The sequence below is a fragment of the Flavobacterium rhizosphaerae genome, from assembly GCF_046000445.1.
Classification (GTDB): Bacteria; Bacteroidota; Bacteroidia; order Flavobacteriales; family Flavobacteriaceae; genus Flavobacterium; species Flavobacterium rhizosphaerae.
Window position 1 is genome coordinate 277,758 of sequence record NZ_JBELPZ010000001.1, and the last position, 21,662, is coordinate 299,419.

The 21,662-nt window shown below is 39.2% G+C and carries 21 protein-coding genes; 5 read left to right on the plus strand and 16 right to left on the minus strand.

Translation table 11 applies throughout. The annotated features are described in order from the left end of the window. Positions 1-41: 41 nt before the first annotated feature. The 5 genes from ABS766_RS01255 to ABS766_RS01275 form a co-directional block, all read right to left on the minus strand. Positions 42-833, minus strand: a complete 792-nt coding sequence (locus tag ABS766_RS01255; protein WP_408083267.1) for an FRG domain-containing protein — start codon at positions 831-833, stop codon at positions 42-44. A 45-nt stretch (positions 834-878) separates the two neighbouring features. Further along, positions 879-1,403, minus strand: a complete 525-nt coding sequence (locus ABS766_RS01260) for a hypothetical protein (RefSeq protein WP_408083268.1) — start codon at positions 1,401-1,403, stop codon at positions 879-881. Between the two features lie 142 nt (positions 1,404-1,545). Next, positions 1,546-1,986 (minus strand): OsmC family protein, encoded by a 441-nt coding sequence (locus ABS766_RS01265; protein ID WP_408083269.1) that lies wholly within the window; start codon positions 1,984-1,986, stop codon positions 1,546-1,548. A gap of 414 nt (positions 1,987-2,400) precedes the next feature. Further along, complete coding sequence (locus ABS766_RS01270; RefSeq protein WP_408083270.1) at positions 2,401-3,405, minus strand: alpha/beta fold hydrolase; 1,005 nt, start codon at positions 3,403-3,405, stop codon at positions 2,401-2,403. Positions 3,406-3,479: 74 nt separating this feature from the next. Further along, positions 3,480-4,772 carry an O-acetylhomoserine aminocarboxypropyltransferase/cysteine synthase family protein gene (locus ABS766_RS01275; protein ID WP_408083271.1) on the minus strand — a complete coding sequence of 431 codons (1,293 nt, stop codon included), beginning with the start codon at positions 4,770-4,772 and terminating at the stop codon, positions 3,480-3,482. Between the two features lie 483 nt (positions 4,773-5,255). Between ABS766_RS01275 and ABS766_RS01280 the strand changes: the two genes are divergently transcribed. Beyond that, complete coding sequence (locus tag ABS766_RS01280; RefSeq protein ID WP_408083272.1) at positions 5,256-5,687, plus strand: hypothetical protein; 432 nt, start codon at positions 5,256-5,258, stop codon at positions 5,685-5,687. Between the two features lie 256 nt (positions 5,688-5,943). After that, positions 5,944-7,194: a methionine adenosyltransferase gene (gene metK, locus ABS766_RS01285; RefSeq protein ID WP_408083273.1), complete on the plus strand. Its 1,251-nt coding sequence runs from the start codon at positions 5,944-5,946 to the stop codon at positions 7,192-7,194. A 94-nt stretch (positions 7,195-7,288) separates the two neighbouring features. Here the strand turns inward: metK and ABS766_RS01290 are convergent, their stop codons facing one another. The 3 genes from ABS766_RS01290 to ABS766_RS01300 form a co-directional block, all read right to left on the minus strand. Beyond that, the gene (locus tag ABS766_RS01290; RefSeq protein WP_408083274.1) at positions 7,289-7,768 is read right to left on the minus strand and encodes a hypothetical protein; all 480 of its coding nucleotides are present in this window, start codon (positions 7,766-7,768) and stop codon (positions 7,289-7,291) included. Positions 7,769-7,852: 84 nt separating this feature from the next. After that, entirely contained in the window at positions 7,853-10,597 is a 2,745-nt protein-coding gene (locus ABS766_RS01295; protein WP_408083275.1) for a carboxypeptidase regulatory-like domain-containing protein, read from the minus strand. A gap of 42 nt (positions 10,598-10,639) precedes the next feature. Further along, positions 10,640-11,524, minus strand: a complete 885-nt coding sequence (locus tag ABS766_RS01300; protein WP_408083276.1) for a GLPGLI family protein — start codon at positions 11,522-11,524, stop codon at positions 10,640-10,642. 202 nt (positions 11,525-11,726) lie between these two features. Here ABS766_RS01300 and ABS766_RS01305 point away from each other — a divergent pair, with 202 nt between their 5' ends. After that, positions 11,727-12,524: a hypothetical protein gene (locus ABS766_RS01305; protein ID WP_408083277.1), complete on the plus strand. Its 798-nt coding sequence runs from the start codon at positions 11,727-11,729 to the stop codon at positions 12,522-12,524. Between the two features lie 9 nt (positions 12,525-12,533). Then, on the plus strand, positions 12,534-13,148 hold the full coding sequence (locus tag ABS766_RS01310) for a deoxynucleoside kinase (protein WP_408083278.1): 615 nt from the start codon (positions 12,534-12,536) through the stop codon (positions 13,146-13,148). 34 nt (positions 13,149-13,182) lie between these two features. Here the strand turns inward: ABS766_RS01310 and accD are convergent, their stop codons facing one another. The 3 genes from accD to tamL all read right to left on the minus strand — a co-directional run bounded on the left by accD (position 13,183) and on the right by tamL (position 17,785). Beyond that, positions 13,183-14,037, minus strand: coding sequence for an acetyl-CoA carboxylase, carboxyltransferase subunit beta (gene accD, locus ABS766_RS01315; protein WP_408083279.1), 855 nt, complete (start codon positions 14,035-14,037; stop codon positions 13,183-13,185). Between the two features lie 76 nt (positions 14,038-14,113). Next, entirely contained in the window at positions 14,114-15,181 is a 1,068-nt protein-coding gene (gene fbaA, locus ABS766_RS01320; RefSeq protein WP_408083280.1) for a class II fructose-bisphosphate aldolase, read from the minus strand. A gap of 45 nt (positions 15,182-15,226) precedes the next feature. After that, a complete protein-coding gene (gene tamL / locus ABS766_RS01325; RefSeq protein ID WP_408083281.1) occupies positions 15,227-17,785 on the minus strand; it encodes a translocation and assembly module lipoprotein TamL in 2,559 nt (852 codons plus the stop codon). A 38-nt stretch (positions 17,786-17,823) separates the two neighbouring features. Between tamL and ABS766_RS01330 the strand changes: the two genes are divergently transcribed. Continuing rightward, on the plus strand, positions 17,824-18,561 hold the full coding sequence (locus tag ABS766_RS01330; RefSeq protein WP_408083282.1) for a TrmH family RNA methyltransferase: 738 nt from the start codon (positions 17,824-17,826) through the stop codon (positions 18,559-18,561). On the opposite strand, the gene porT is transcribed toward ABS766_RS01330, so the two are convergent. The 5 genes from porT to ABS766_RS01355 form a co-directional block, all read right to left on the minus strand. Further along, entirely contained in the window at positions 18,548-19,258 is a 711-nt protein-coding gene (gene porT, locus ABS766_RS01335) for a type IX secretion/gliding motility protein PorT/SprT (protein WP_408083283.1), read from the minus strand. The genes ABS766_RS01330 and porT overlap by 14 nt on opposite strands. A gap of 1 nt (position 19,259) precedes the next feature. Further along, positions 19,260-19,991 (minus strand): bifunctional demethylmenaquinone methyltransferase/2-methoxy-6-polyprenyl-1,4-benzoquinol methylase UbiE, encoded by a 732-nt coding sequence (gene ubiE / locus ABS766_RS01340; RefSeq protein WP_408083284.1) that lies wholly within the window; start codon positions 19,989-19,991, stop codon positions 19,260-19,262. A gap of 262 nt (positions 19,992-20,253) precedes the next feature. Beyond that, on the minus strand, positions 20,254-20,787 hold the full coding sequence (locus tag ABS766_RS01345; RefSeq protein WP_408083285.1) for a hypothetical protein: 534 nt from the start codon (positions 20,785-20,787) through the stop codon (positions 20,254-20,256). A gap of 12 nt (positions 20,788-20,799) precedes the next feature. Then, positions 20,800-21,291, minus strand: a complete 492-nt coding sequence (locus ABS766_RS01350; protein ID WP_408083286.1) for a dihydrofolate reductase — start codon at positions 21,289-21,291, stop codon at positions 20,800-20,802. Then, entirely contained in the window at positions 21,288-21,632 is a 345-nt protein-coding gene (locus ABS766_RS01355) for a 2TM domain-containing protein (RefSeq protein WP_408083287.1), read from the minus strand. Before ABS766_RS01355 ends, ABS766_RS01350 begins: the two co-directional genes overlap by 4 nt. Positions 21,633-21,662: the final 30 nt, after the last annotated feature.

The following is a 21,662-nucleotide window of genomic DNA, read 5'->3' on the forward strand; positions in this document are numbered from 1 at the left end:
AGTGCATAGATTTATAGAAAGCAAATGAGCTTGAAAGATTATTAAATACTTATACTATCAACAATAGCTTTAATTTTATTATCTAGATTAGAGTATATCGTTTCAGAATGTATGTTTCTTTCATTTTTTAAAAAATTCAAAAAATTTTCTTTTTTATTTGCCGGAATTTTATACAATTCCAATAACTCTTGAAACTTTAATTGTTCTTCAAGAGGAATCAAACAGTTCAAATAATTCTGTATAGTGAATTTTCCACTTTGATTACCTCGATTTGTTTCAGCAAATGCTGTTGAAGAATTAGCTTCAACGTAAAAACTACTATTACATACTCGTGTATTTTTTAATTTAAAAGGATTAATATTGAAATGATCATCACAATCCCAATCTAAAGGACTTTTGAAAATCCAAAACTGTCCATCAATATCTAAGTGCTTTTCACAAGCAAAATATAATGCGACTTCAGGTATCAAAGCCCAATCTAATAAACGGGAGGGTAAGCCATAATGACGCATTTGCTCTAGATACCTCCAATCATTTTCATAATCAATTATGTTTTCAGAGATTGACAATTGAATATATTTTAAACCATCATTTGCTTCTATTTTAGATTTAAATTGATTAAAATAGGACTCCTCAAGTTCTAAAACATTCCTATCTTTTATATTCCTAATTATAGATGGTTCTAATTTATAATTAAAATTATCCTGGCCTCTATATAATTCTTGATAAAGTTGACAAAAATAGCCATTAGTGAATTCAAATCTCTTAGACTGAATTTTAGAAATTAAATTATAAAACTCATCGATTGTATTTATTACTCCTTTAATTTCCATAATCAAATTATTTAGCAGTATAACTAAATTACAAAGAATACTCCCTCAAACAACCCCCTCTTTCACTTTCCCAACTACTTCCAGAACTGCATTGTATAACGCATTACCCGCGGCGGCGGCATCACCCGGTACACCTTTTATAAATTTATAACCCAGCCCCCGGCTTTCGGTTAAAAACTTAATGCCCTTTTCAAAATTCTCCGGCAGGTACTGCAGGCTTTCGTTTAAAGATACGATACTAAAACCTGTACGAACCAAATCTGGGTATTCTGCCGTAAGCTCTGCGCTTGGTGTAGCATCTACCGCAATAAGGTTTTGCAAATCGTGCTCTATAACATACTCCACCACATCATCCATTTTAAACGGCACGGCAAACCGTATAAAATTGGCTTCCCATGCATAGCCGTCGGCATCCTTTTCAAAAAAGGCAACACGGCTGTTGGTTATCACCGGAAAACGTATATCGGGCACAGGCACTGTAATATCCTCCCTGCTTTTTATTACTTTATTTATCAAAGCGCTGCCGGCATTGCCTATACCAAAAAGCACTATATTTATTTCTATGGCCATAATTAAAATTTTAGATGAAGAAACCGCCTCCGTTGCTGATAACGGGGGCGGCACTTAAAAACAAACAAACAAAAAACAACTTAAAACAAACATTATGAGTATTATCCAAACTTGAAAAGTGTCTCTTATATTTTCAGTTTCACTAATTTACCGTAGTAAACTCTTTATACAGGCTAAGGTTTACTGGAGTATTATTCACCATACTATTATAGGCAGGGCTGCGAAACTGCACTTCTTTCATCCAGCGTTGTAACGCATCAAGGGGCGCAGCTGCCGAAGGTTTCAGCGTAATATCTATCCGTTCAAAGCCCGGGCGGCGGCTTTCGGACATGCGATGCGTAAAATTTCCCGTAATTTCTATTTGTAATGACTTTAACGCTATACCCAGCTCTACAGCTACTATCTGCCCCAAAGCGTTAATACAGCCGGCAAAGCCTGCCAATATATACTCATAAGGGTTCGGGCCGTTTAGCTCCGGGAACTTTGCGTTTTGGCTGATGCGCAAATCGGTATTTAATGTTTTTACTACAAACTGGCTGTTGTTACCGGTGTAGCCCAATACGTTGATGGCTTGTGTTTTCATAATGTACTTTTTTTGACTGATGACTGAATTCTGAACTATAAAAAAAGGCCCTTTTAGTTTCTTACTACCAAAAGGACCCTTTCACCTGAAATATAACTTAAGTTATGTTGCCCGTTTTGGTATAGGTATACACAGCATTTTAACCGATGACGACCAGTTATGCTGAATATGTTTTTTACAAATAAATAAATTGCCCATAGCGCTCATTACTTTTATTATAACAAAAAAGCCCCTGCTTTTATTGCAGGGGCTTTAAACTTATATTTTAAACTGAATTTAAAATTGTGCAAAAGCAGCCCCTGTGGAAAACTTCCAGATTGAGAGATGCGACTGACACATAATAAATTTCATTTTTTCTGTCTTTTTATTGTCTACCAAACTTCGTAAACTTTTTTATAATATACAAGAAATATTTTATTTTTTTACAGCCTTAGATAATTCAGCTTTTTCTGCCCGCGTTTTAAAAACAGGTGCCAATATATCTGCCAATTGTTCGTACTCCATTAAAAAAGCATCATGCCCGTGTATTGATTTTATTTCGTTATACACTACATCAACTGCTGCATCCTGCAATTTTTTATAGGTATCAAGGGTTTCATCAGCGGTAAAAAGCATATCGGTATCTACTGCAATTAAATGTACACTGCCTTTAAATCCCGAAAGAACCGTTTCAAAACCACCATTACGTGTAATATCAATACTACCCAACAAATGGTTCATGAGCCTATACGCCTGTAACGTAAAGCGTTCCTGTAGCTTATGTCCATGGCGGTTAAGCCATGTTTCAATTTTAAAAGCATTCCCTTCTGCCCTTTGACGCTTAAACCGCTGTTGTAATGACTGCGGCGTGCGATACAGCAGCATGGCATGCAGCCGTGCATTGGCAATCGGGTCGGTACTGTTATTCAAAATCCGCTCTTGCACCAATACATTGGCAATTACCCAATCTGTAGCTTTCCAGTCCGTAGCAACGGGAATCAGATTTTCAATAGCACCGGGACGCAAAGCAGCCATTTCCCAGGCCACGCCCCCACCCAAGCTTCCGCCTATAACGGAAAATAATTTTTCCACACCAAGCAAGTCCAAACCCTGCCAAAATACACCGGCCACATCACCCGTAGTATATTCTTTATAATCATCTATAAGATTTTCCGGTGCGCCGTCATATCCATTACCGGGAATGTTAAAGGCTATAACTGTAAAAACGGTGGTATCTATAATCTGCCCTTTCCCTATCAGGTTGGCCCACCAGCCTTTTTTTCCTGTTACATGGCTGTTACCTGTAAGTGCGTGATTTACCACCACTACCGGTGCCGTGCCTAAAGCCGGCCCAAAAGTCTGGTAACTCAACCCTACATTATTACGGCTTGTGCCGTTTTGCAGCCGCCAGTTGGGTATAGTTAAAAATTGTAGTTCCATAAGTTATAAAAACTACCCCGGCCGGGTTAGTTACGCCGGGGCAGTATAAAAAGGCCTGGGCCTGAGTTAGTAATTTAAGCTTTTACAGGAGCATCAATGGTTTCAAAAACCGCCTGTAAATCAGCTTTCAGGTCTTCAATATCTTCAAGCCCTACCGAAAGGCGTACCAAATCTTTTGTTACACCCGTAGCTTCCTGCTGTGCATCATTAAGCTGTTGGTGGGTAGTACTTGCCGGGTGTATGATGAGCGATTTGGTATCGCCAATATTGGCTAAAAGTGAAAATAGTTTGGTTTCATCAGCTACTTTTTTGGCCGCTTCAAACCCACCTTTTAATCCGAAAGTTACAATACCGCTCTGGCCTTTTGGCAGGTACTTCTGGGCAATATCATAATATTTACTGGATTTCAGCCCCGGATAATTTACCCATGCCACTTCATCGCGGCTTTCCAGCCACTCTGCAAGCGCAAGGGCATTTTTACTGTGTTTTTCTACACGGATGTCAAGGGTTTCCAATCCCTGAATTGTCTGGAATGCGTTAAAGGGGCTAAGCGCAGCACCAAAATCGCGCAGGCCTTCTATACGCACTTTGGCAATAAAGGCAGCGGGGCCTAATGCCTCATGGTATACCATGCCATGATACCCAGCAGAAGGTTCTGTAAATTCGGGGAATTTACCACTGCTCCAGTCAAACGTACCGGCATCTATAATAACACCGCCAAGCGACGTACCGTTACCAGTAATATATTTTGTAAGCGAATGTATTACAATGTTAGCGCCATATTCAATAGGGTTTAGCAGGTAAGGCGTAGCCACCGTATTATCAACAATAAAAGGCACTTTAAAAGCTTTGGCTTCATCGGCAATAGCTTTTAGGTCAAGCACATCAAGCTTGGGATTACCCAACGATTCCGCAAAAAAGGCGCGGGTATTTTCCTGTGCGGCTTCGGCAAAATTCTTAGGGTCAGAGGGGTCAACAAACGTAGTAGTAATACCCAGCCTCGGCAGGGTAACGCTTAAAAGGTTATACGTACCACCGTACAGGCTGTTAGAGGCCACAATATGGTCGCCCGCCCTTAATAAAGTTAAAAAAGTTGTAGCCAGCGCCGCCGCGCCCGATGCAGTAACCACAGCCGCTATACCACCCTCAAGTGCCGCAAGGCGTTGTTCAAGTACATCATTGGTTGGGTTGTTTAAACGGGTATAGATAAAACCGGGTTCGGCAAGGCCAAACAGGTTGGCAGCATGCTCTGCGTTATTAAAAACGTATGAAGTTGTCTGGTAAATAGGCACCGCACGGGTACCGCCGTTTTTGGTTACATCGTGGCCTGCGTGCAGGGCATTGGTAGAAAATTTCTGGTCGCTCATGATAATTGATTTTTTAAAATTTTATTTTGAAACTAATTAAACTAAGATTTAAAGCTAAAAAAAGCCCTTAAGGCTGCTACACCAAAAGGGCTTGTATATTTCAACAGTACGATGGTTCATCGTCCCCTTTTGGCAACAGCGTTTTGGTGCACATACACATGGCGCAACACATCATACTATTTTTCATATTGTTTTTCATCAGCAAACTGTTATAAACTAAAAAAGCCTTCCGTATCTGCGGAAGGCTTTTGCGTATATTTTATAAATTTAAAATTATGCAACAGCGTGTTCCGCGGAATGTTTCCACATCATACAACACATATTGCACATTATAAATTTCATTGTTACTTTGTTTTTCGTTTAGCAAACTTCTAAACTAATTTTCAATTTGCCAAACATTATTTTAAATTTTAACATTCAGCACTTAATAAAACATTACCCAAAGAAAGTATATTTGGGGTCAGGTTAAATTTTAAGTGCATTATGCCTAAGCAGGTTAAACAGGATATAAGATTAGTATTTGCCGGATTTTTTATAGCTGCAATAATAGCTATTTTGGTGTTTTCGAATCTTTTTTATGATTTAACGGTGGTTTATCCCGAAACCAAAAAACTGGAGTCGTTAGTGGTTTCTAAGGTAAATTATGGAGATGCTTTACAATATGTAAAAATTGACGGGCGAGTTGCTCTACTCTATGAAACCCGGTACGGAATTTATTTTGGCATTAAACCTAAGGTATTTGATTATGTAGAAGACAGCATTGCAAATAAAAGAGTATTTTATATTAAAAAATACGATAGTATTGTTTGGTTTTGCCAATTGGGAAGCGATTACAATTTGCGCGGACTTAAACAAGGCAACAGGCTAAAAACAGATTTTGGGGAAATGGGTTTTACAATTGAAAAATCTGATTGAGCCTTTCACCATTACAATGCTAAAAATGTATGCTGATTAGCTTTTTATCCGTCAACCAGTATAAATACATTTCGCAAATAACTGTTTTTTAATCTTTCTTTTTTTATTACAACAAGGTTTTATACATTTGTGCTAAATAAACAGAGGAAAGATTTGACTGATTGCAACCTCGCTAAAAAATGCTAAAGCAGGAATCTCACCCCTTCTTTAGTTGCATCCCTTTCAATATTTCCTACTAAAACAGTAGACTGATATTATGGCATATTTATTTACGTCGGAGTCTGTAAGTGAAGGACATCCTGACAAAATTGCTGACCAAATCTCTGATGCATTAATTGATAATTTCCTGGCGTTTGACCCAGACAGTAAGGTAGCCTGTGAAACACTGGTTACTACCGGGCAGGTAATACTGGCAGGCGAAGTAAAAAGCAAAACGTACCTTGATGTACAGCAAATTGCGCGCGATGTTATCAAAAGAATAGGGTATACCAAAAGCGAATATATGTTTGAGGCCAATTCGTGTGGGGTGCTTAGCGCCATACACGAGCAAAGCCAGGATATTAACCAGGGGGTAGACCGCCAGACTAAAGAAGAACAAGGCGCAGGCGACCAGGGTATGATGTTTGGCTATGCCACTAACGAAACTGAAGAGTATATGCCGCTGGCACTGAGCCTTTCGCATAAACTACTCAAAGAACTTGCCGTACTAAGGCGCGAAAATAAAGAGATTAACTACCTGCGTCCCGATGCAAAAAGCCAGGTTACGCTGGAGTATGACAACAACAATAAACCGGTACGCATTGATGCCATTGTAATTAGCACCCAGCATGATGATTTTGATGCTGAACCGGCTATGCTTGCCAAAATAGAAAAAGATATTAAGGAGATATTAGTTCCCCGCATTGTTAAAGATAATCCGCAGTATGCGCATTTATTTAATGATGATATTACCTACCACATTAACCCTACCGGAAAGTTTGTAATTGGCGGCCCTCATGGCGATGCCGGCCTTACGGGGCGTAAAATAATTGTAGACACCTATGGTGGCAAAGGCGCCCACGGTGGTGGTGCCTTTAGCGGTAAAGATCCAAGCAAGGTAGACCGTAGTGCAGCCTATGCAACACGCCATATTGCTAAAAACCTGGTGGCTGCCGGTGTGGCCGATGAAATACTGGTACAGGTATCTTATGCTATTGGGGTAGCCAAACCTATGGGTATTTATATTAACACCTATGGTACCGCCAAAGTAAACCTTACCGATGGTGAAATAGCCAAAAAAGTAGAAGGTATTTTTGATATGCGCCCTTATTTTATTGAGCAGCGCCTTAAACTACGCAACCCCATTTATAGCGAAACCGCAGCATACGGACACATGGGGCGTACGCCAGAGGTGGTAACAAAAACATTTACCTCACCAAATGGCGAAGAAAAAACCGTAGAGGTTGAATTATTTACCTGGGAAAAACTGGATTATGTTGAGAAAGTAAAAGAAGCTTTTTCACTTTAATCAGGATATAATATAAAAGTTTTTATACTAAAACAGCCCCGCATTGTGCGGGGCTGTTTTGTTGTATCCTTATTTTTAGTCAGATAAAATTGCTTTAGTCTAAACTACAGTAAGGCACTTCAAAAGTACCATTAATGTTGTTTTCATCATCATCAAAACCTGTAGCTTTAACCTTACCTTTTACCGAAGTTTCGGTAATTGAAGTAATTTCTATCTCTGCATCAATAGCACCTTCAAAACTATCACCATCGGTAGACCTGAATTGTACGTGACCATCCGTTTGAGGCTTATAAGTACCCTCCGCAGCCGGAACTGTAATCCATATAGGAGTATTAGCTGTACTGCTTTCACAGTTAAGAGCAGAAGTACCCAGGTAAATGTAAAGCGATTCTGTACTGCTTAGTGTTATAGGCCTGGCAACGCCACCAGCCGCAGTAAAATCTTCGTTGTAAATTGTGCCTGAAACGGGACCGTTAGAAAAACCGCCATTACTATTAGTATCGTCAGAATCATCTGAACTACATGAAACTAATAAAGTGGCTGCCACAAATGCGGATAAAAACATTTTTCTCATAAAAGTGAATTTAATATGGTTATCTGCCAAAGGTGGTTTTTTACAATAAATTAACCAAATAATATCAAAAATTTAACACATAAATCATAAATTGTAACTTATGTTTAACAATATATAACGTGGCTGCACCCTGTATCGTGAGGTACGCGTACTAAATTGGTTAAAACTATCATCATTTAAAGATGTGGTATTTAACAAATTGGTGCCACTTACCTTAAATTCCCATTTTTGCAATGTAGTAAGGTACATAATACTGGCATTTAAAAAATCATATTGGTTATTTGTAGTACGCACATCGTTATAATAATGGTTATAAGTATAGTTTGCTGTAAGTGTAATATTTTTAAGCAATAGGTAATCTACACGCGCATAGGGGCTATGGGTATAAAATTTATTGTTGGCATAATCATTCAGCAATAAAGAGTAACCTACCTCAAGATTAGGCCATGTTTTATAGTTAGTGCTAAAGTTAGCCGTATAATTTTGCATTATCTGTTCATTTACCTGCCGCAGGGCATTGTCTATACTAATATCGTCTGTAAAGGATTGATTGAACCTAAAGTTATTAAACTTACTCCACGAAAAGGTAGCCCCTGCCGATGCTTTATAAAAACGTGCAAAACTACGGGTATACCCTGCTGCTGCAGTAAACACCTGGTCGGCAAAATTTGAATTCTCCACCGTGCTTACCTGGTTAATACCACTAAAAGCCGAAAGGTTTTTAACAGCATCCTGCCGATAGCTGTAGGTTACCCGGGCAAACATTTGTGTAAAATTAAACATGTTATACCTAAAATAATTCAGGTTATGGTTTTGGTATAGTGCATTTTCCAGGTTACGGTTACCGCGAAACAAGCTGCTATAGTTGTTTAGCACCAGTCCCCGTGCAAAATTAGACACATCAGTAAATTCGGTGGTCATGTTATAGGTATATTGCAGCCTTTCAGAATTTTTAAACTGATATACCGCAAACACATCAGGCAGCAACCGGTAAAAATCATTATGCACTTTGGTATCCAACTGGCCGTTATACGAATTATAAGCATGCAGCATTGCACCTGGGTTTAGGGTAAGTTTACCAGCAATAAATTTATAATGCACCCCGGCAAAAACATCATTAAAACTATAATCTACATCATTCTTACTGTTCTCATCAAGGCCATCTGTAGTGCCGTTATCCAGTATCTGGAAAATATCAGAATTAAAATTCTGGTAAGAATACGTATTGCCCACTGTAACGTTTATATTGCTCTTTGGGGTCAGCATATAGTAATAATCTATTTTTGCATCCAGTTTGTTGGTGGTTACTAAACGGTTTTGGTTAAGATTATAAGTATCAGATGTAACCAGACCGAGGTTTAACTGGTTGGCACCCGGAATATCAGGAAAAGGATTGTTTTGTAATACAGCGTTATAAAACGGATCTTCCTGCTGGTACAGGTGCTGCATTTCAAACGCAAAAACATTTTTATCGTTAAGTGTATAATACAGGTTTAAATTTTGGTTAATGCTGAAAGGGTTTTGCTCTTTGTTGGTAAATATATCCTGACTTTGGCTGGTTTCCGGGAAAACAGTTGAAATAAGTGCTGCTTCTTCAGATTGCTTCGAAGTTTTAAGCAACAGATCATAATCAAAATGCAGGTTGGCGTTGGGTATATAGCTGGAGCTGATTTTTGCCAGGGCAAAGTCACTGCGCTGTGTAGTTTTATCCTGGGTGTCCTGTATGGTTGCAGGGTCGCCCGTTTCGGGGTCTAATACCTGATTACGGGTAACGGTTTCCATTTCGTTACGGTTGGAATTGAATATACCAAAACCACTGATAGTCCATGCTTTATTAGGATTATAGCTAAAATTTGCTGCGCCGAATCTGGTTTCAATATTCTTGGCCCTGTTATTACGCAGTGTAAGCATGCCCACATCATTACTGCTTACATTAAAGTTGGTGCCGCCCTTACTCATCATATTCCTGAAGCCTCCTGTCATTTTAAAATAGTCCTGTATGGTTAAGGGCAGCTCTCCGTTGTTATTAATATTACCTATGGCATTAAGGCTGTATTTGGGGCTGTAATAAAACACTTTGGGGTTTACTATATAGCGCTCACCATCTCCGGCCCCGGCACCTGCTGTAACATCACCAAACCAAAAGTTCTTTTTACCGTCCTTCAGTTTAATGTTCATCGCTACATTTTCCTCATTATTTTCAAGGCCTTTCAGCTGGCTGACTTCATTATAATTACGCAAAACCTCAATTTTATCAAGGGCATCTGCTGGTATGTTCTTTACCCCAAGTTTGGTGTCGCCGTCAAAAAAGTCTTTGCCTTCTACCATAAGCTTGGTCACGGTTTTACCCTCAACGGTAACCCCGCCATCATCATCTACCTCAACGCCAGGCAGTTTTTTTAATACATCGCCAAGTTTGCGTTCGGTACCGTTTTTAAAAGAATCGGCATTATAAATAATAGTATCGCCACTAATTTTCACAGGCATTTCGTGCACTATTTCCAGCTCGTCCATTTCAACACCCTCTTCAAGCACAATCTGTTTCACCATGTCCTCCTTACCGGTAGTAATAGTTTCTTCAAAAGAAGTATAGCCTATGTAGCTGGCTTTTATAATATATTCTGTATTGGCACTCAACACCATTTGATACCTGCCTTTATCATCAGTAATAGCATAGGCATCCATAGCATTGGTTGCTTTATTTACTGCCATAATATTGGCCATTTCCAAAGGGCCTGATTTATCTTTTATACTTCCTGTTACCCGTATATTTTGTGCCTGGGAGAGTAAAGAGCAAAGCAATGCCAGCCCGAAAAAAAATTTAGTCATAGAGCAATAATAGAAGGTTATAGAAAATGCTGCTTATTTAAATTAATTAGAGCGAAACGGCATCCTACCACCACCCATTTGATACATCTGCCTCATTTCTTCCACCTTTTTAACCACAATATCATCATATTCGGCCTGGGTAACCTCTTTACCTTTATGCGGAGCTTTTATTTCGGCTTTGTCTTTAGGGTTTAACACCACTTTAGAGCATAACATTATTGTGGTACCATCGCTTACTTCCAGTATAAGCCCCGGCAGGCCCCAATAGTTTTCGGGCCCCTGGCTTACCGGTATGTCCGGGGTATACCATGCCGTAATGGTTTTTTCTTTAGGCATTTCTATCATGTCCATAAAATTTGTGGCAGGTGCGCTGGTAAGTGTATCTTTTTCCTTCTCTGCTTCTTTTTCTTCTTTTGGACGCATATCCCTAAAGTCTGCCTTATTTGTAGGCACTATCACTGTGGCTTTATAGCAGGTATAATTCCCTATTTTTTTACTTTCGCCCCCCATTACCCATTTTAACCTGGGCAAGGAATCGTTTATTAAAAAGTCTTTACCAAAAAACTCTCTTTGGATAAGCAGTTTCTGGTCTTTTATATTTTTGTACAGAACACCTGAAGTCCCGCCAAAATTTGCCATCATCCTGAAAGGGCTGTTCTGCCCGGGTGCGTCAAGTTTTTGCTCTTCTTCATAAACCGATTCTGTCCTGTTAAAGTTAAGCACAAAAGTTTTTTCCAGCGCTTTACTCATACCTTCTTGTATTTGCTTTTGCATTTCGGGTGTAATGTTCATTCCCTTAGGCACATCAAATTTTGGCAATGCAGTTTTAGATTCATATACGGCCATACCCTGAAAATTTTGTGCATATCCTGCCGAAAAAACCAGTAAAGCAAAAAACAGGACAGTGCGTAATTGTATGTTGTTCATAATTAAGTTTTTTAATAAGACTTCAAATATATCTTTTTGTTACTTCATAACTGCAATTTATTAAAAACCAGACAAACCTTCTTTATACTTCCCAACTAAACCTACAACATGGCTAATATCTCAAATAAACCCTTTTATACTTTATAATGGAGGCTGGGTAATTGTTAGCAGGTAATTTTTATTTTTACATAAAATAGAATTGATGAAAAATATAGTATTGATATTAGTGCTGCTGACAGCAATAACCACCGGCGGGCAGGAAATTTTACCGGTAAAGCAGCTTACCAATACTGAGGCATCTATAGACAGCTACGTGGGTACCGATGCTTTTGGCTGGCAATATACAATAGCCGAAAATGAATTTCATAAAACCAAAGACGGCCGCACACTCAAATATAAAAATGTAGCCTTGGGCGATATTTATAAGGTTGACATACAGAGCCCCTTACAAATTGTATTGTTTTACAAAAAGCAAAACACGGCAGTATTACTGGATAACCAGCTAAACGAAACCAACCGTATAAATTTCAGCATTAGTAAAGACAACCAGCCCGAACTGGTAGCCGAGGCGGTGGGCCTTGCCAGCCAGAACCGTTTATGGGTATACGACATTATCTCACAACAGGTCGGCCTTTATGATATTGCACAAAGCACTTTTAAAACCATAACTCCCCCGTCTAATGACGGGATTACCTATTATGCCTCTGATTACAACTATTTTTACTGGACAGATAATAACAATCTGTGCCGCAGGGTAAATGTTTTTGGCAGGGTTGATGTATTGGGCACTGTACCCGTATTTGACTATGCCCAGCTAACAACGGCAAAGCAATTTATATACAGTAAAAACAACAACATATATATACATAACTTTAATGGCATGCCCAATCAGCAAATACAGCTAACCGAAAAAAGCATACAGAGTTTTTATTATACTGCCCAAATTTTAACTATTTTTACAGGCACCCAAATAACAAGTTACCAAATAACATTACCTTAAATACACATAATGCATATAGCTGTAGCAGGCAACATAGGAGCTGGAAAAACAACATTAACGGGGCTGTTGGCCAAACATTTTAAATGGGAACCTCATTATGAAGATGTAGTAGACAACCCGTACCTTGATGATTTTTACCACCAGATGGAACGCTGGGCGTTTAACCTTCAGATTTACTTTTTAAATAGCAGGTTTAGCCAGGTGCTCCAATTCAGGGAAAGTGGTAAAAAAATTATACAGGACCGTACCATTTACGAAGATGCCCATATTTTTGCCCCAAACCTGCATGCCATGGGGCTAATGGCCAACCGCGATTATAACAACTACAAAACCCTGTTTGAGTTAATGGAAGGCTTTGTAGGCGCGCCAGACCTGCTTATATACCTGCGCAGCTCTATACCTAACCTGGTAAAACAAATACACAAGCGTGGCAGGGATTATGAAAACTCTATATCTATAGATTACCTGAGCAGGCTTAACGAACGTTATGAGGCCTGGATACAGGGATATGATAAAGGAAAACTGCTTATAATTGATGTAGATAATATAAACTTTGTAGATAACCCAGAAGACCTGGGCGATATTATAAACCGAATTAATGCAGAGCTTAACGGCCTGTTTTAAAAAATAAAACCCGCTTATCAGCGGGTTTTATTTTTTATTTCCTTAAAGGCTGGTTCTGTATGAGATCCAGATAAAGGTTAACCTTGTCTTTCAACTCTTTTCTTGGCGTTATAAAGTCAAGAAAACCATGTTCCAGTACAAACTCTGCCGTTTGAAAACCTTCAGGCAGGTCTTTACCTGTAGTATCTTTAACCACCCTTGGGCCTGCAAAGCCAATCAGTGCGCCGGGTTCAGAAATATTTACATCGCCCAGCATGGCGTATGATGCTGTGGTACCCCCTGTTGTAGGGTCAGTACAAAGTGAAATATAGGGTATTTTCGCATCGGCAAGCTGTGCCAGCTTAGCAGAGGTTTTAGCCAGCTGCATAAGTGAATATGCTGCCTCCATCATACGGGCACCACCCGATTTTGAGATCATTAAAAATGGTATTCGGTTTTTAATAGAATGATCTATGGCGCGGGCTATCTTTTCGCCTACAACCGCCCCCATAGATCCGCCTATAAAAGCAAAATCCATACAGGCAATCACAATATCTTTACCCTTAGATTTACCCACAGCAGTGCGCACCGCATCTTTAAGCCTGGTTTTATCCATAGCATCTTTAAGCCTGTCGCTGTATTTCTTTGTATCTACAAATTTCAGCGTGTCTTTAGAGGTTATGTCTTTATTAAGCTCCTTATAATCATCATCAAAAAGCATCGAAAAATACTCTTTACTGCCTATCCTTACATGGTACCCATCTTCTGGGCTAACATAAAAATTCCTGGCTAGCTCATCAGCATCTACAATCTTTCCGGTAGGAGATTTATACCATAACCCTTTAGGAACATCTTTTTTATCTTCTGTTGGAGTCTGTATCCCTTTTTCCGTTCTTTTAAACCAAGCCATATATTTAATTTTGGTAAACGGTTGTTAGTTTGTGGTTGTTTATAAAGCAAAACAACCACAAACCAGTAACCAAAAACTATAGTGTATTTACGTTATTCAGGTCTTCAAAAGCTTTTTCAAGCCTTTTGTTAAAAGTAAGTTCGCCTTCTCTAACCCATTTTCTTGGGTCATAATGTTTTTTGTTTGGCGATTCAGGCCCGTCTGGGCTACCAATTTGGGTTTTAAGGTAATCTATCTTACTGTTCATATAATCACGTATGCCTTCGGTAAAAGCAAACTGCAAGTCAGTATCAATATTCATTTTAATTACACCGTAGCCTATAGCCTCACGGATTTCTTCAAGGGTAGAACCCGACCCTCCGTGAAAAACAAAATCAACGGGGTTAGCTTCTGTACCAAATTTTTGCTGTACATACTCCTGAGAGTTTTTAAGTATTTTTGGCGTAAGTTTTACGTTACCTGGCTTATAAACACCATGCACATTACCAAAGGCCGCAGCAATAGTTATTTTGTCAGATATTTTATTTAACTCTTCATACGCATAAGCAACTTCTTCCGGCTGCGTATAAAGTTTAGAGCTGTCTACATCAGAGTTATCTACACCATCTTCTTCACCACCTGTAATACCTAGCTCAATTTCCAGGGTCATACCCATTTTGCTCATCCTTTTCAGGTATTCTTTGCAAATTTCAATATTCTCTTCAATAGGCTCTTCAGAAAGGTCAAGCATGTGAGAGCTGAAAAGTGGCTTACCTGTTTCTTTAAAATGTTTTTCGCTGGCATCAAGCAACCCGTCTATCCAGGGTAGCAGGTTTTTAGCACAATGGTCTGTATGTAGTATTACGGTAGCACCGTAAGCTTCTGCAAGGGTATGTATATGTTTTGCTCCGGCTATAGCCCCCAGTATAGAGGCTTTTTGCCCCTCATTACTCAGGCCTTTACCAGCATTAAACGCCGCGCCACCATTAGAAAACTGAATTATTACAGGAGCTTTTAATTTTGCTGCAGTTTCTAACACACCATTAATAGTGCTGGAACCTGTTACGTTTACTGCCGGAAGGGCAAAGCCCTTTTCTTTGGCATATTTAAATATTTCCTGAACCTGGTCTCCGGTGGCTACACCGGGTTTAATATTGTGGGCCATGTAGTTATTTTTTAAAAATTAATTCACAAAAATAATATTTTAAATTTAGAACGGATAATTAATTCCAACATTTAGAACGCTGTTAGCAAAATTGTATTCCCTAAACCAACGGCTACCTTCATCATTAGCCGGGTTATAGGTTTTAAAGCCCAAATCAAACCGTACTACAAAAAAATTAAAGTCATACCTAAAACCTAAGCCGGTACCAAATGCAAGGTCTTCTAAAGAGCTAAGCCCGTTAAAGGTATAATCGGGGTCATCAACCTCATCAAAAACATTCCATATATTGCCTACATCGCCAAATATAGCCCCGTTAAGCTGCCCAAATATATTAAACCGAAGTTCTGCACTATAGGCCAGCTTAAGGTTGGCCTCATTAAAATCGTTACGGCTGCCGCTGCGCCCCGGCCCAAGGCTGTATGATTGCCACGCCCTGTTATCATTAGATCCTCCCGCAAAGTAACTGCGCGTAAAAGGTATTGATGTTGAATTGCCGTAAGGCACCGCCAGGCCGAAAAAAGCACGCATAGCCAGTACTTTATTACGTCTAAGGTCAAAATGCTTAATAAAATCAAGCTCCCCTTTTAAATATTGCGAATACTGCACATCAAACAATGTACGGTTTTCTATAGAGGCATTTTTATTTTCATTAAATAATCCCGATACAAGCGACAGCGTATTACCTGCCCCTTCTATTTTGGTTTTAAAAATAAAAAAGTCTTTATCATTAATATTTTCTCTTGTAGTTGTGGTATAGGTAAAATTTGTTGCTACAATAAGGTTATTTTCCACAAGGCGCTTTCTACGCTCATCAATACTGCGTATTGATTGCTCATCGCCCGGTGCAACGGTAATTGTTCCGTTTTTTACATCATCAATAAACAAAAGTGTACCTTCCTGCGGGTCCAGGTTGTTATTAGAATTAAAATAAGCATCCGGCACCTGGTTCCGGTACTCTTTTGCAAAATCATCCAGGCGGTTGTAAGATGAACTGTACACGTTAAAGTAATTGCCGGGATTTACGTTGCGTATATATTGTATATTAAACAAATCGAGTTTAGCAGTATGCCTGTTGGGCCTTGGTGTCCAGCTGTAATTAAATATACCTGTAAAGCTTTCTTTATCAAGGCCTATATTTTGTTGCCTGCTAATACCAAAGCTCAGTGCGGTAGTGGGTATCATGTTTTTTGGAATAATTTTTTCTGTGTTCAGCGGAAAAAATATCCTTGGGAACGTTAATTTTATATCAGCGCCATACTCCAGGATATTAAAAAATGAGCGGTCTTTAATGCTATTGTCGCGCGATGAACCTATATTGCCCCTTGTAGAAAGCTGCAATACCTCTGCCCCGCGAAAAATATTGCGCACGCTAAGCCCAAGGCTGCCCTGTATACCAAATTCCTGTATGTTTGAATGGGTAAAATCGGCCGCTGCATTCACCCGGAAACGCTCTCTTGGTTTTAAGTAAATATTTGAAATTAATGAGGTGCCGCTAACATCGGTACTGTCTTCCACATATTGTATACTGGGATAATAAAACACCCTGAGGTTACTAAGGTACCGGCTGGTAAGTACACGGCGCTCATCGCTAAACATACTGCCCGGGGTAATAAAAATTGCATCGGTTATGGCTTTTGGCCTGTAATTTAGTTTACCGGTACTGTATATTTTAAAGCCGCCGTAAGTAGTACTGTCTATAGACTGGTTTTCGCTGGCAGCATTTACAGTATAAATATTTACCCTGCTAATACGGTATAGCTTAAACGGCCTTATGTATGTAGAATCGCCCTGGCGGACGTTTTCATTATCCACAATAAGCTCTACATTAGCTTTGTGCCCTGTGTTTATAGTATCAATAGTGTAGTTAATGTAGTTTTGCTGAAAGGTATAGGCACCCCTGTTTCTAAAATAGGTAGTAAGGCGCTCACGTTCCTGTATAAAATCGGTTTCCTGGTAATTTTTACCCTTTTTTATAAGTGAAGCCGGGGCGGCTTTTACATACAGGCTATCCAGCAGCGGGCTTTCAATTAAAGGTTTTATAGAATCTATTTTATAAGCATCACCTGTTATTACATCATAATTAACTACGGCCTTTTTATTGCCAACCGTATCTATTTTATAGCCTACCTTAGCCCGGAAATATCCTTTTTTGTAATAATATGCAAAAAGCCGGTTCCTTGATTTTTTAACCCGTGCCTCGTCTACAATTACCGGGGGCTCCCCTACTTTTTTAAAGAAGTTACTTAACCCCGATACTATAAAAGAGTTGCCCAGCCTGCCTACCTGTTTTTCTGAAAGCAGCTTGGTTAAAAACTCATGGCGTGCCGGTTTACGCTCCAGCCATGCCCTGTATGAGGAGTCGGCATTAGGCTTGGCAAGGTTATACAGGTGCAGGCGGGTGTGCACGCCTATCAGCGTGGTAGAGTTGGGTTGCTGGTATAACTGATCCCTTATCTCTTCGTCATTTTTCTTTTCTCCGTTTACCTCAATCTTGTTGTCTTCAAGAAGGTATTTACCGTCAGGAACCCTTTTGGTAAGCGAACAGGAAATTAAAATAAGGCCTGATATAATCAGAAGTATTATTTTTGTTGCTTTATTTCTCAAGTTGTACTGCCAAAATAGAATTCAAAAATACATTATTTATGGTTAGCAAAAACCAAATCAAAACAATAACGGGCCTAAAGCAAAAAAAACACCGAAAACAGCATAAAATGTTTTTTGCCGAAGGCATAAAGGTAGTACAGGAATTACTTAATTCCAACCTGCAGCTACACCATTTATATACTACAGATACTGTTTTTAACACTGTAGATAAAGACAAGGCTACTATAATCAGTGAAGCTGAACTGAAAAAAATCAGTGCGCTTGCCACACCGCAAGCCTGTCTGGCACTTTTTTATATACCGGACGAAAAGCCCCTGCCCGATAACGGACTTATACTGGCGCTTGATGATGTACGCGATCCCGGTAACCTGGGCACCATTATACGCCTGTGCGACTGGTTTGGCATTGAACATCTTGTATGTTCTGAAGCCTGTGTGGATGCCTTTAACCCAAAAGTTGTTCAGGCTACCATGGGTTCACTATCGCGCGTAAATGTGGTTTATACCGAACTTGAGGCTTATTTACAAAAATCTGGCCTGCCGGTTTACGGCACTTTTATGGATGGCAGCAATGTATATACCGAAAATTTACCTGAAAATGGTATTGTAGTTTTAGGTAACGAAGCCAATGGGATTTCGGCTGATGTTGAAGCATTATGCAGTCACCGCATTGCCATACCACGCTTTGGCAATATGCAACAGACCGAAAGCCTAAATGTGGCCACAGCCGGAGCCATAATTTTAAGTGAGTTCAGGCGAAATTTTAGTGGAACGTAAAATTCACTAAAATGGCCCTGGTTTTCATAGAACCTATGTTACCTGTATAAGGGCTTGACGGATCATTATCCCTGATAATTTCATCATCAAAACTAAATACCCCGCGTATAGAAGGTGAAAATTTAAAGTATTCAAAATATAGGTCTATACCAAAACCAAGTTCATAATTATTAGTCCAGGTTTTCATCCGGAAACGGTCGCCTGTTATATTATCGTCTTTTACAAACTCGTTACTATCCAGATTCCACGTGCGCGATACGCCGCCTGTAAGATATGGCCTTACATTACCCACCCTTTTAGAAGAGAATTTAAGTAACAGTGGAAAATGTATGTAAGTTGATTTTACTTCGCGAAGCCTGTCATACGCATCCTGTATATTAGGGAATGCAAGGTCTCGCTGGGTATAATACAGTCCCGGTTCAAAACGCAGGTCCAGATATTCAAACAGGCGCAGGTTGCCTACCAGCCCTACATTAAAGCCAGTAGTGCTTTTTACAATAATATCTTTGCCGGGGTCTACTTTGTAATCAAACTTAAAATCATAGGAGTTAAACCCTAAAAAATAGCCCCAGTGCACCCGTTGCTTATCAAAATTTTCAAGATTGATAATAGGGTCCTTACCAAAAACACGGGTACCAATTTGTGCCTGCGCGCCAAGACCGCATAGCAAAAGCGTATATAATAAAGCCTTCTTCATGTTATTTTTTTGATGCCGAATATATAGTAGCAACGCCAAAAGTCTGCGGCATATCTTTCACCTCTATAAACCCGGTTTTACGTAAAATATTGTTCAGTTTTTCACCAAAAGGAAAAACCGAGGCCGATTCGCTTAAATAAGCATAAGCAGAACGGTCTTTACTAAAAGCCCTGCCTATAAGTGGCAACAGGTATTTTGAGTAGAATGTATAGCCTTGTTTGTACGGAAATTTTGTAGGCACCGAGGTTTCCAGTATTACAAAAATACCACCCGGTTTTAATACCCGCAATATTTCGGCAAGGCCTTTTTCGAGCGTTTCAAAATTACGAATTCCGAATGCCACAGTTATGGCATCAAAATAATCATCCTGAAACGGCAGGTTTTCGCTATCGCCATATTGCAGGGTAATGCGTTTATCTAGTTTTTTTTCGGCTACTTTTTTGCGCCCCACCTCCATCATGCCTTCGCTAATATCGGCGCCAATAATTTCTTTAGCGCCTGTTTGCGCCATAAGTATGGCAAGGTCTCCTGTACCTGTGGCAATATCCAGTATAGTTTTCGGGTTGTTGGCAGCCACGAGTTTGAGCACTTTTTTGCGCCATTTAACATCTATACCAAACGATATTACACGGTTAAGTCCGTCATAATTACCACTAATGGTATCAAACATCTGGGCTACCTGTTCTTTTTTACCCAGGCCAGAATCTTTATAAGGAGTTACATTTTGCGACATTACAGCTATTTACGATGCAAAGATAAAAATAGTTTTGTTAACGGGATGGTAATATAACAGGGAATTAAAAAGACAATGGCCTGGCTAATCAATTACACATCTATAATCCTTAATATGTAGCCAGTGTACCAATATTCTTGTTTTTATGTATGAGATGCTCAAGGTATGATTACAGCTAAAGTAAGAACAATGCTTATTGTTAAACCCTTTTGTTTCATATTAAGAAGGTTAGTGGTACAAAATAACGAAAAAAATTAAGTTTTTATTCTTCCTTCCAATTTCCTTTCACGAAAAACATATTCCCAAATTTTGGCGATTCAAACACCAATGTAAAGCCCCAGGCGCTTCGGTATATGGTAGGGTTAGTAGATAGTATATGATGCGTGGGCTGAGTCATATGTAGTACTAACCTTTCAGAATTATATGGCTTAACCGTTGAGATACTACCCCTATAGGTTTGGAGTATCTTATTTTTATCGGTTTCATAAAAATATACGGAGTCATTGTCTTTTATTTCAAATCTGAAGTGGTCGTACTGCCAGTCCGCTTGTTTTCCTGATATAATTTCTTTATCAATAACATAGTTGCCGTAATAGTCGTCTTTAGATAAAACTTTTTTGCTTCTTAGAAAATTAAAAATTCCTGAAAGCACTATCAGGCTAAACAGACCAATAAGTATCCCAAAGATGGTTTTGATAAATATTTTTTTCGGGTTGATTAGCCACAGTATGAATAGTATAATTATTACAGGGACGACTATGAACAGAAAAAACAGGTCAAAGAAAAAATATCCCATTTACAAAATCATTTACCGAATTTTCCTCACCCAAGTCTCAAAAACAAAATCGTATTGATGTTTTTCATCTTTGGGGTGAAAAACTTTTTCAGTCAATTTCCATTTCTTTTCGTCAATCTCCGGGAAAAATGCATCAGCCTTAACCGTAGTGTGTACGCGGGTAAGCTCAATTTTGTCGGCGTTATCAATACTTTGTTTGTAAATTTCGCCACCGCCAATAATAAAGACCTCTTCATTTTGCGGGCAGGCGGCAAGGGCTTCTTCAAGGCTGTATACAATAATGCAGCCTTCATAGGTATACTCTTTCTGGCGGGTAATTATAATATTGGTTCGGTTGGGTAGTGGGCCATCCATACTTTCAAGGGTTTTGCGCCCCATAACAATATGGTGCCCGGTGGTAAGGGCTTTAAACCGCTTAAAATCGTCCGGCAGGCGCCATACCATCTGGTTGTCTTTTCCCAAAGCATTGTTTTCTGCGGCTGCGGCTATAAGAGTAATGGTCATTCCTGGATATTCTGCGGGTTTTCTTTATCTATTTTTTGCTGCAACTGGTCTATACGGCGCTCCTGGCGGGCTACCAGTTTTTCTATCTGTTCCTGTTCCCACTTTTTATTTATAAAACTTTCGGTAACAAAAACCTTTATAAAATGTAATATAAATAAAAAAGCCCATGCGGTAATAGCCCACAGATACCAGTCATAATCAGGCTCTACATCGAGCCATTTATTAATTATGAACAAAAATATACTGCCTACAAAAAAGAAAATAAAATGCAGGTATACACGCCTTTTTTGTTTTACCCTTTTACGCGCATATTCATAAAGTTCCTGCTGATTTTTTTCCATATTTTTAATTTATGTATCTAAAGATAGTAA

What these genes read in the sequence shown, in the direction of transcription:
- ABS766_RS01255 (WP_408083267.1), bottom strand. Translation starts at nt 833, where the DNA reads ATGGAAATTAAAGGAGTAATAAATACAATCGATGAGTTTTATAATTTA.
- ABS766_RS01260 (WP_408083268.1), bottom strand. Translation starts at nt 1,403, where the DNA reads ATGGCCATAGAAATAAATATAGTGCTTTTTGGTATAGGCAATGCCGGC.
- ABS766_RS01265 (WP_408083269.1), bottom strand. Translation starts at nt 1,986, where the DNA reads ATGAAAACACAAGCCATCAACGTATTGGGCTACACCGGTAACAACAGC.
- ABS766_RS01270 (WP_408083270.1), bottom strand. Translation starts at nt 3,405, where the DNA reads ATGGAACTACAATTTTTAACTATACCCAACTGGCGGCTGCAAAACGGC.
- ABS766_RS01275 (WP_408083271.1), bottom strand. Translation starts at nt 4,772, where the DNA reads ATGAGCGACCAGAAATTTTCTACCAATGCCCTGCACGCAGGCCACGAT.
- ABS766_RS01280 (WP_408083272.1), top strand. Translation starts at nt 5,256, where the DNA reads ATGCCTAAGCAGGTTAAACAGGATATAAGATTAGTATTTGCCGGATTT.
- metK (WP_408083273.1), top strand. Translation starts at nt 5,944, where the DNA reads ATGGCATATTTATTTACGTCGGAGTCTGTAAGTGAAGGACATCCTGAC.
- ABS766_RS01290 (WP_408083274.1), bottom strand. Translation starts at nt 7,768, where the DNA reads ATGAGAAAAATGTTTTTATCCGCATTTGTGGCAGCCACTTTATTAGTT.
- ABS766_RS01295 (WP_408083275.1), bottom strand. Translation starts at nt 10,597, where the DNA reads ATGACTAAATTTTTTTTCGGGCTGGCATTGCTTTGCTCTTTACTCTCC.
- ABS766_RS01300 (WP_408083276.1), bottom strand. Translation starts at nt 11,524, where the DNA reads ATGAACAACATACAATTACGCACTGTCCTGTTTTTTGCTTTACTGGTT.
- ABS766_RS01305 (WP_408083277.1), top strand. Translation starts at nt 11,727, where the DNA reads ATGAAAAATATAGTATTGATATTAGTGCTGCTGACAGCAATAACCACC.
- ABS766_RS01310 (WP_408083278.1), top strand. Translation starts at nt 12,534, where the DNA reads ATGCATATAGCTGTAGCAGGCAACATAGGAGCTGGAAAAACAACATTA.
- accD (WP_408083279.1), bottom strand. Translation starts at nt 14,037, where the DNA reads ATGGCTTGGTTTAAAAGAACGGAAAAAGGGATACAGACTCCAACAGAA.
- fbaA (WP_408083280.1), bottom strand. Translation starts at nt 15,181, where the DNA reads ATGGCCCACAATATTAAACCCGGTGTAGCCACCGGAGACCAGGTTCAG.
- ABS766_RS01330 (WP_408083282.1), top strand. Translation starts at nt 17,824, where the DNA reads ATGGTTAGCAAAAACCAAATCAAAACAATAACGGGCCTAAAGCAAAAA.
- porT (WP_408083283.1), bottom strand. Translation starts at nt 19,258, where the DNA reads ATGAAGAAGGCTTTATTATATACGCTTTTGCTATGCGGTCTTGGCGCG.
- ubiE (WP_408083284.1), bottom strand. Translation starts at nt 19,991, where the DNA reads ATGTCGCAAAATGTAACTCCTTATAAAGATTCTGGCCTGGGTAAAAAA.
- ABS766_RS01345 (WP_408083285.1), bottom strand. Translation starts at nt 20,787, where the DNA reads ATGGGATATTTTTTCTTTGACCTGTTTTTTCTGTTCATAGTCGTCCCT.
- ABS766_RS01350 (WP_408083286.1), bottom strand. Translation starts at nt 21,291, where the DNA reads ATGACCATTACTCTTATAGCCGCAGCCGCAGAAAACAATGCTTTGGGA.
- ABS766_RS01355 (WP_408083287.1), bottom strand. Translation starts at nt 21,632, where the DNA reads ATGGAAAAAAATCAGCAGGAACTTTATGAATATGCGCGTAAAAGGGTA.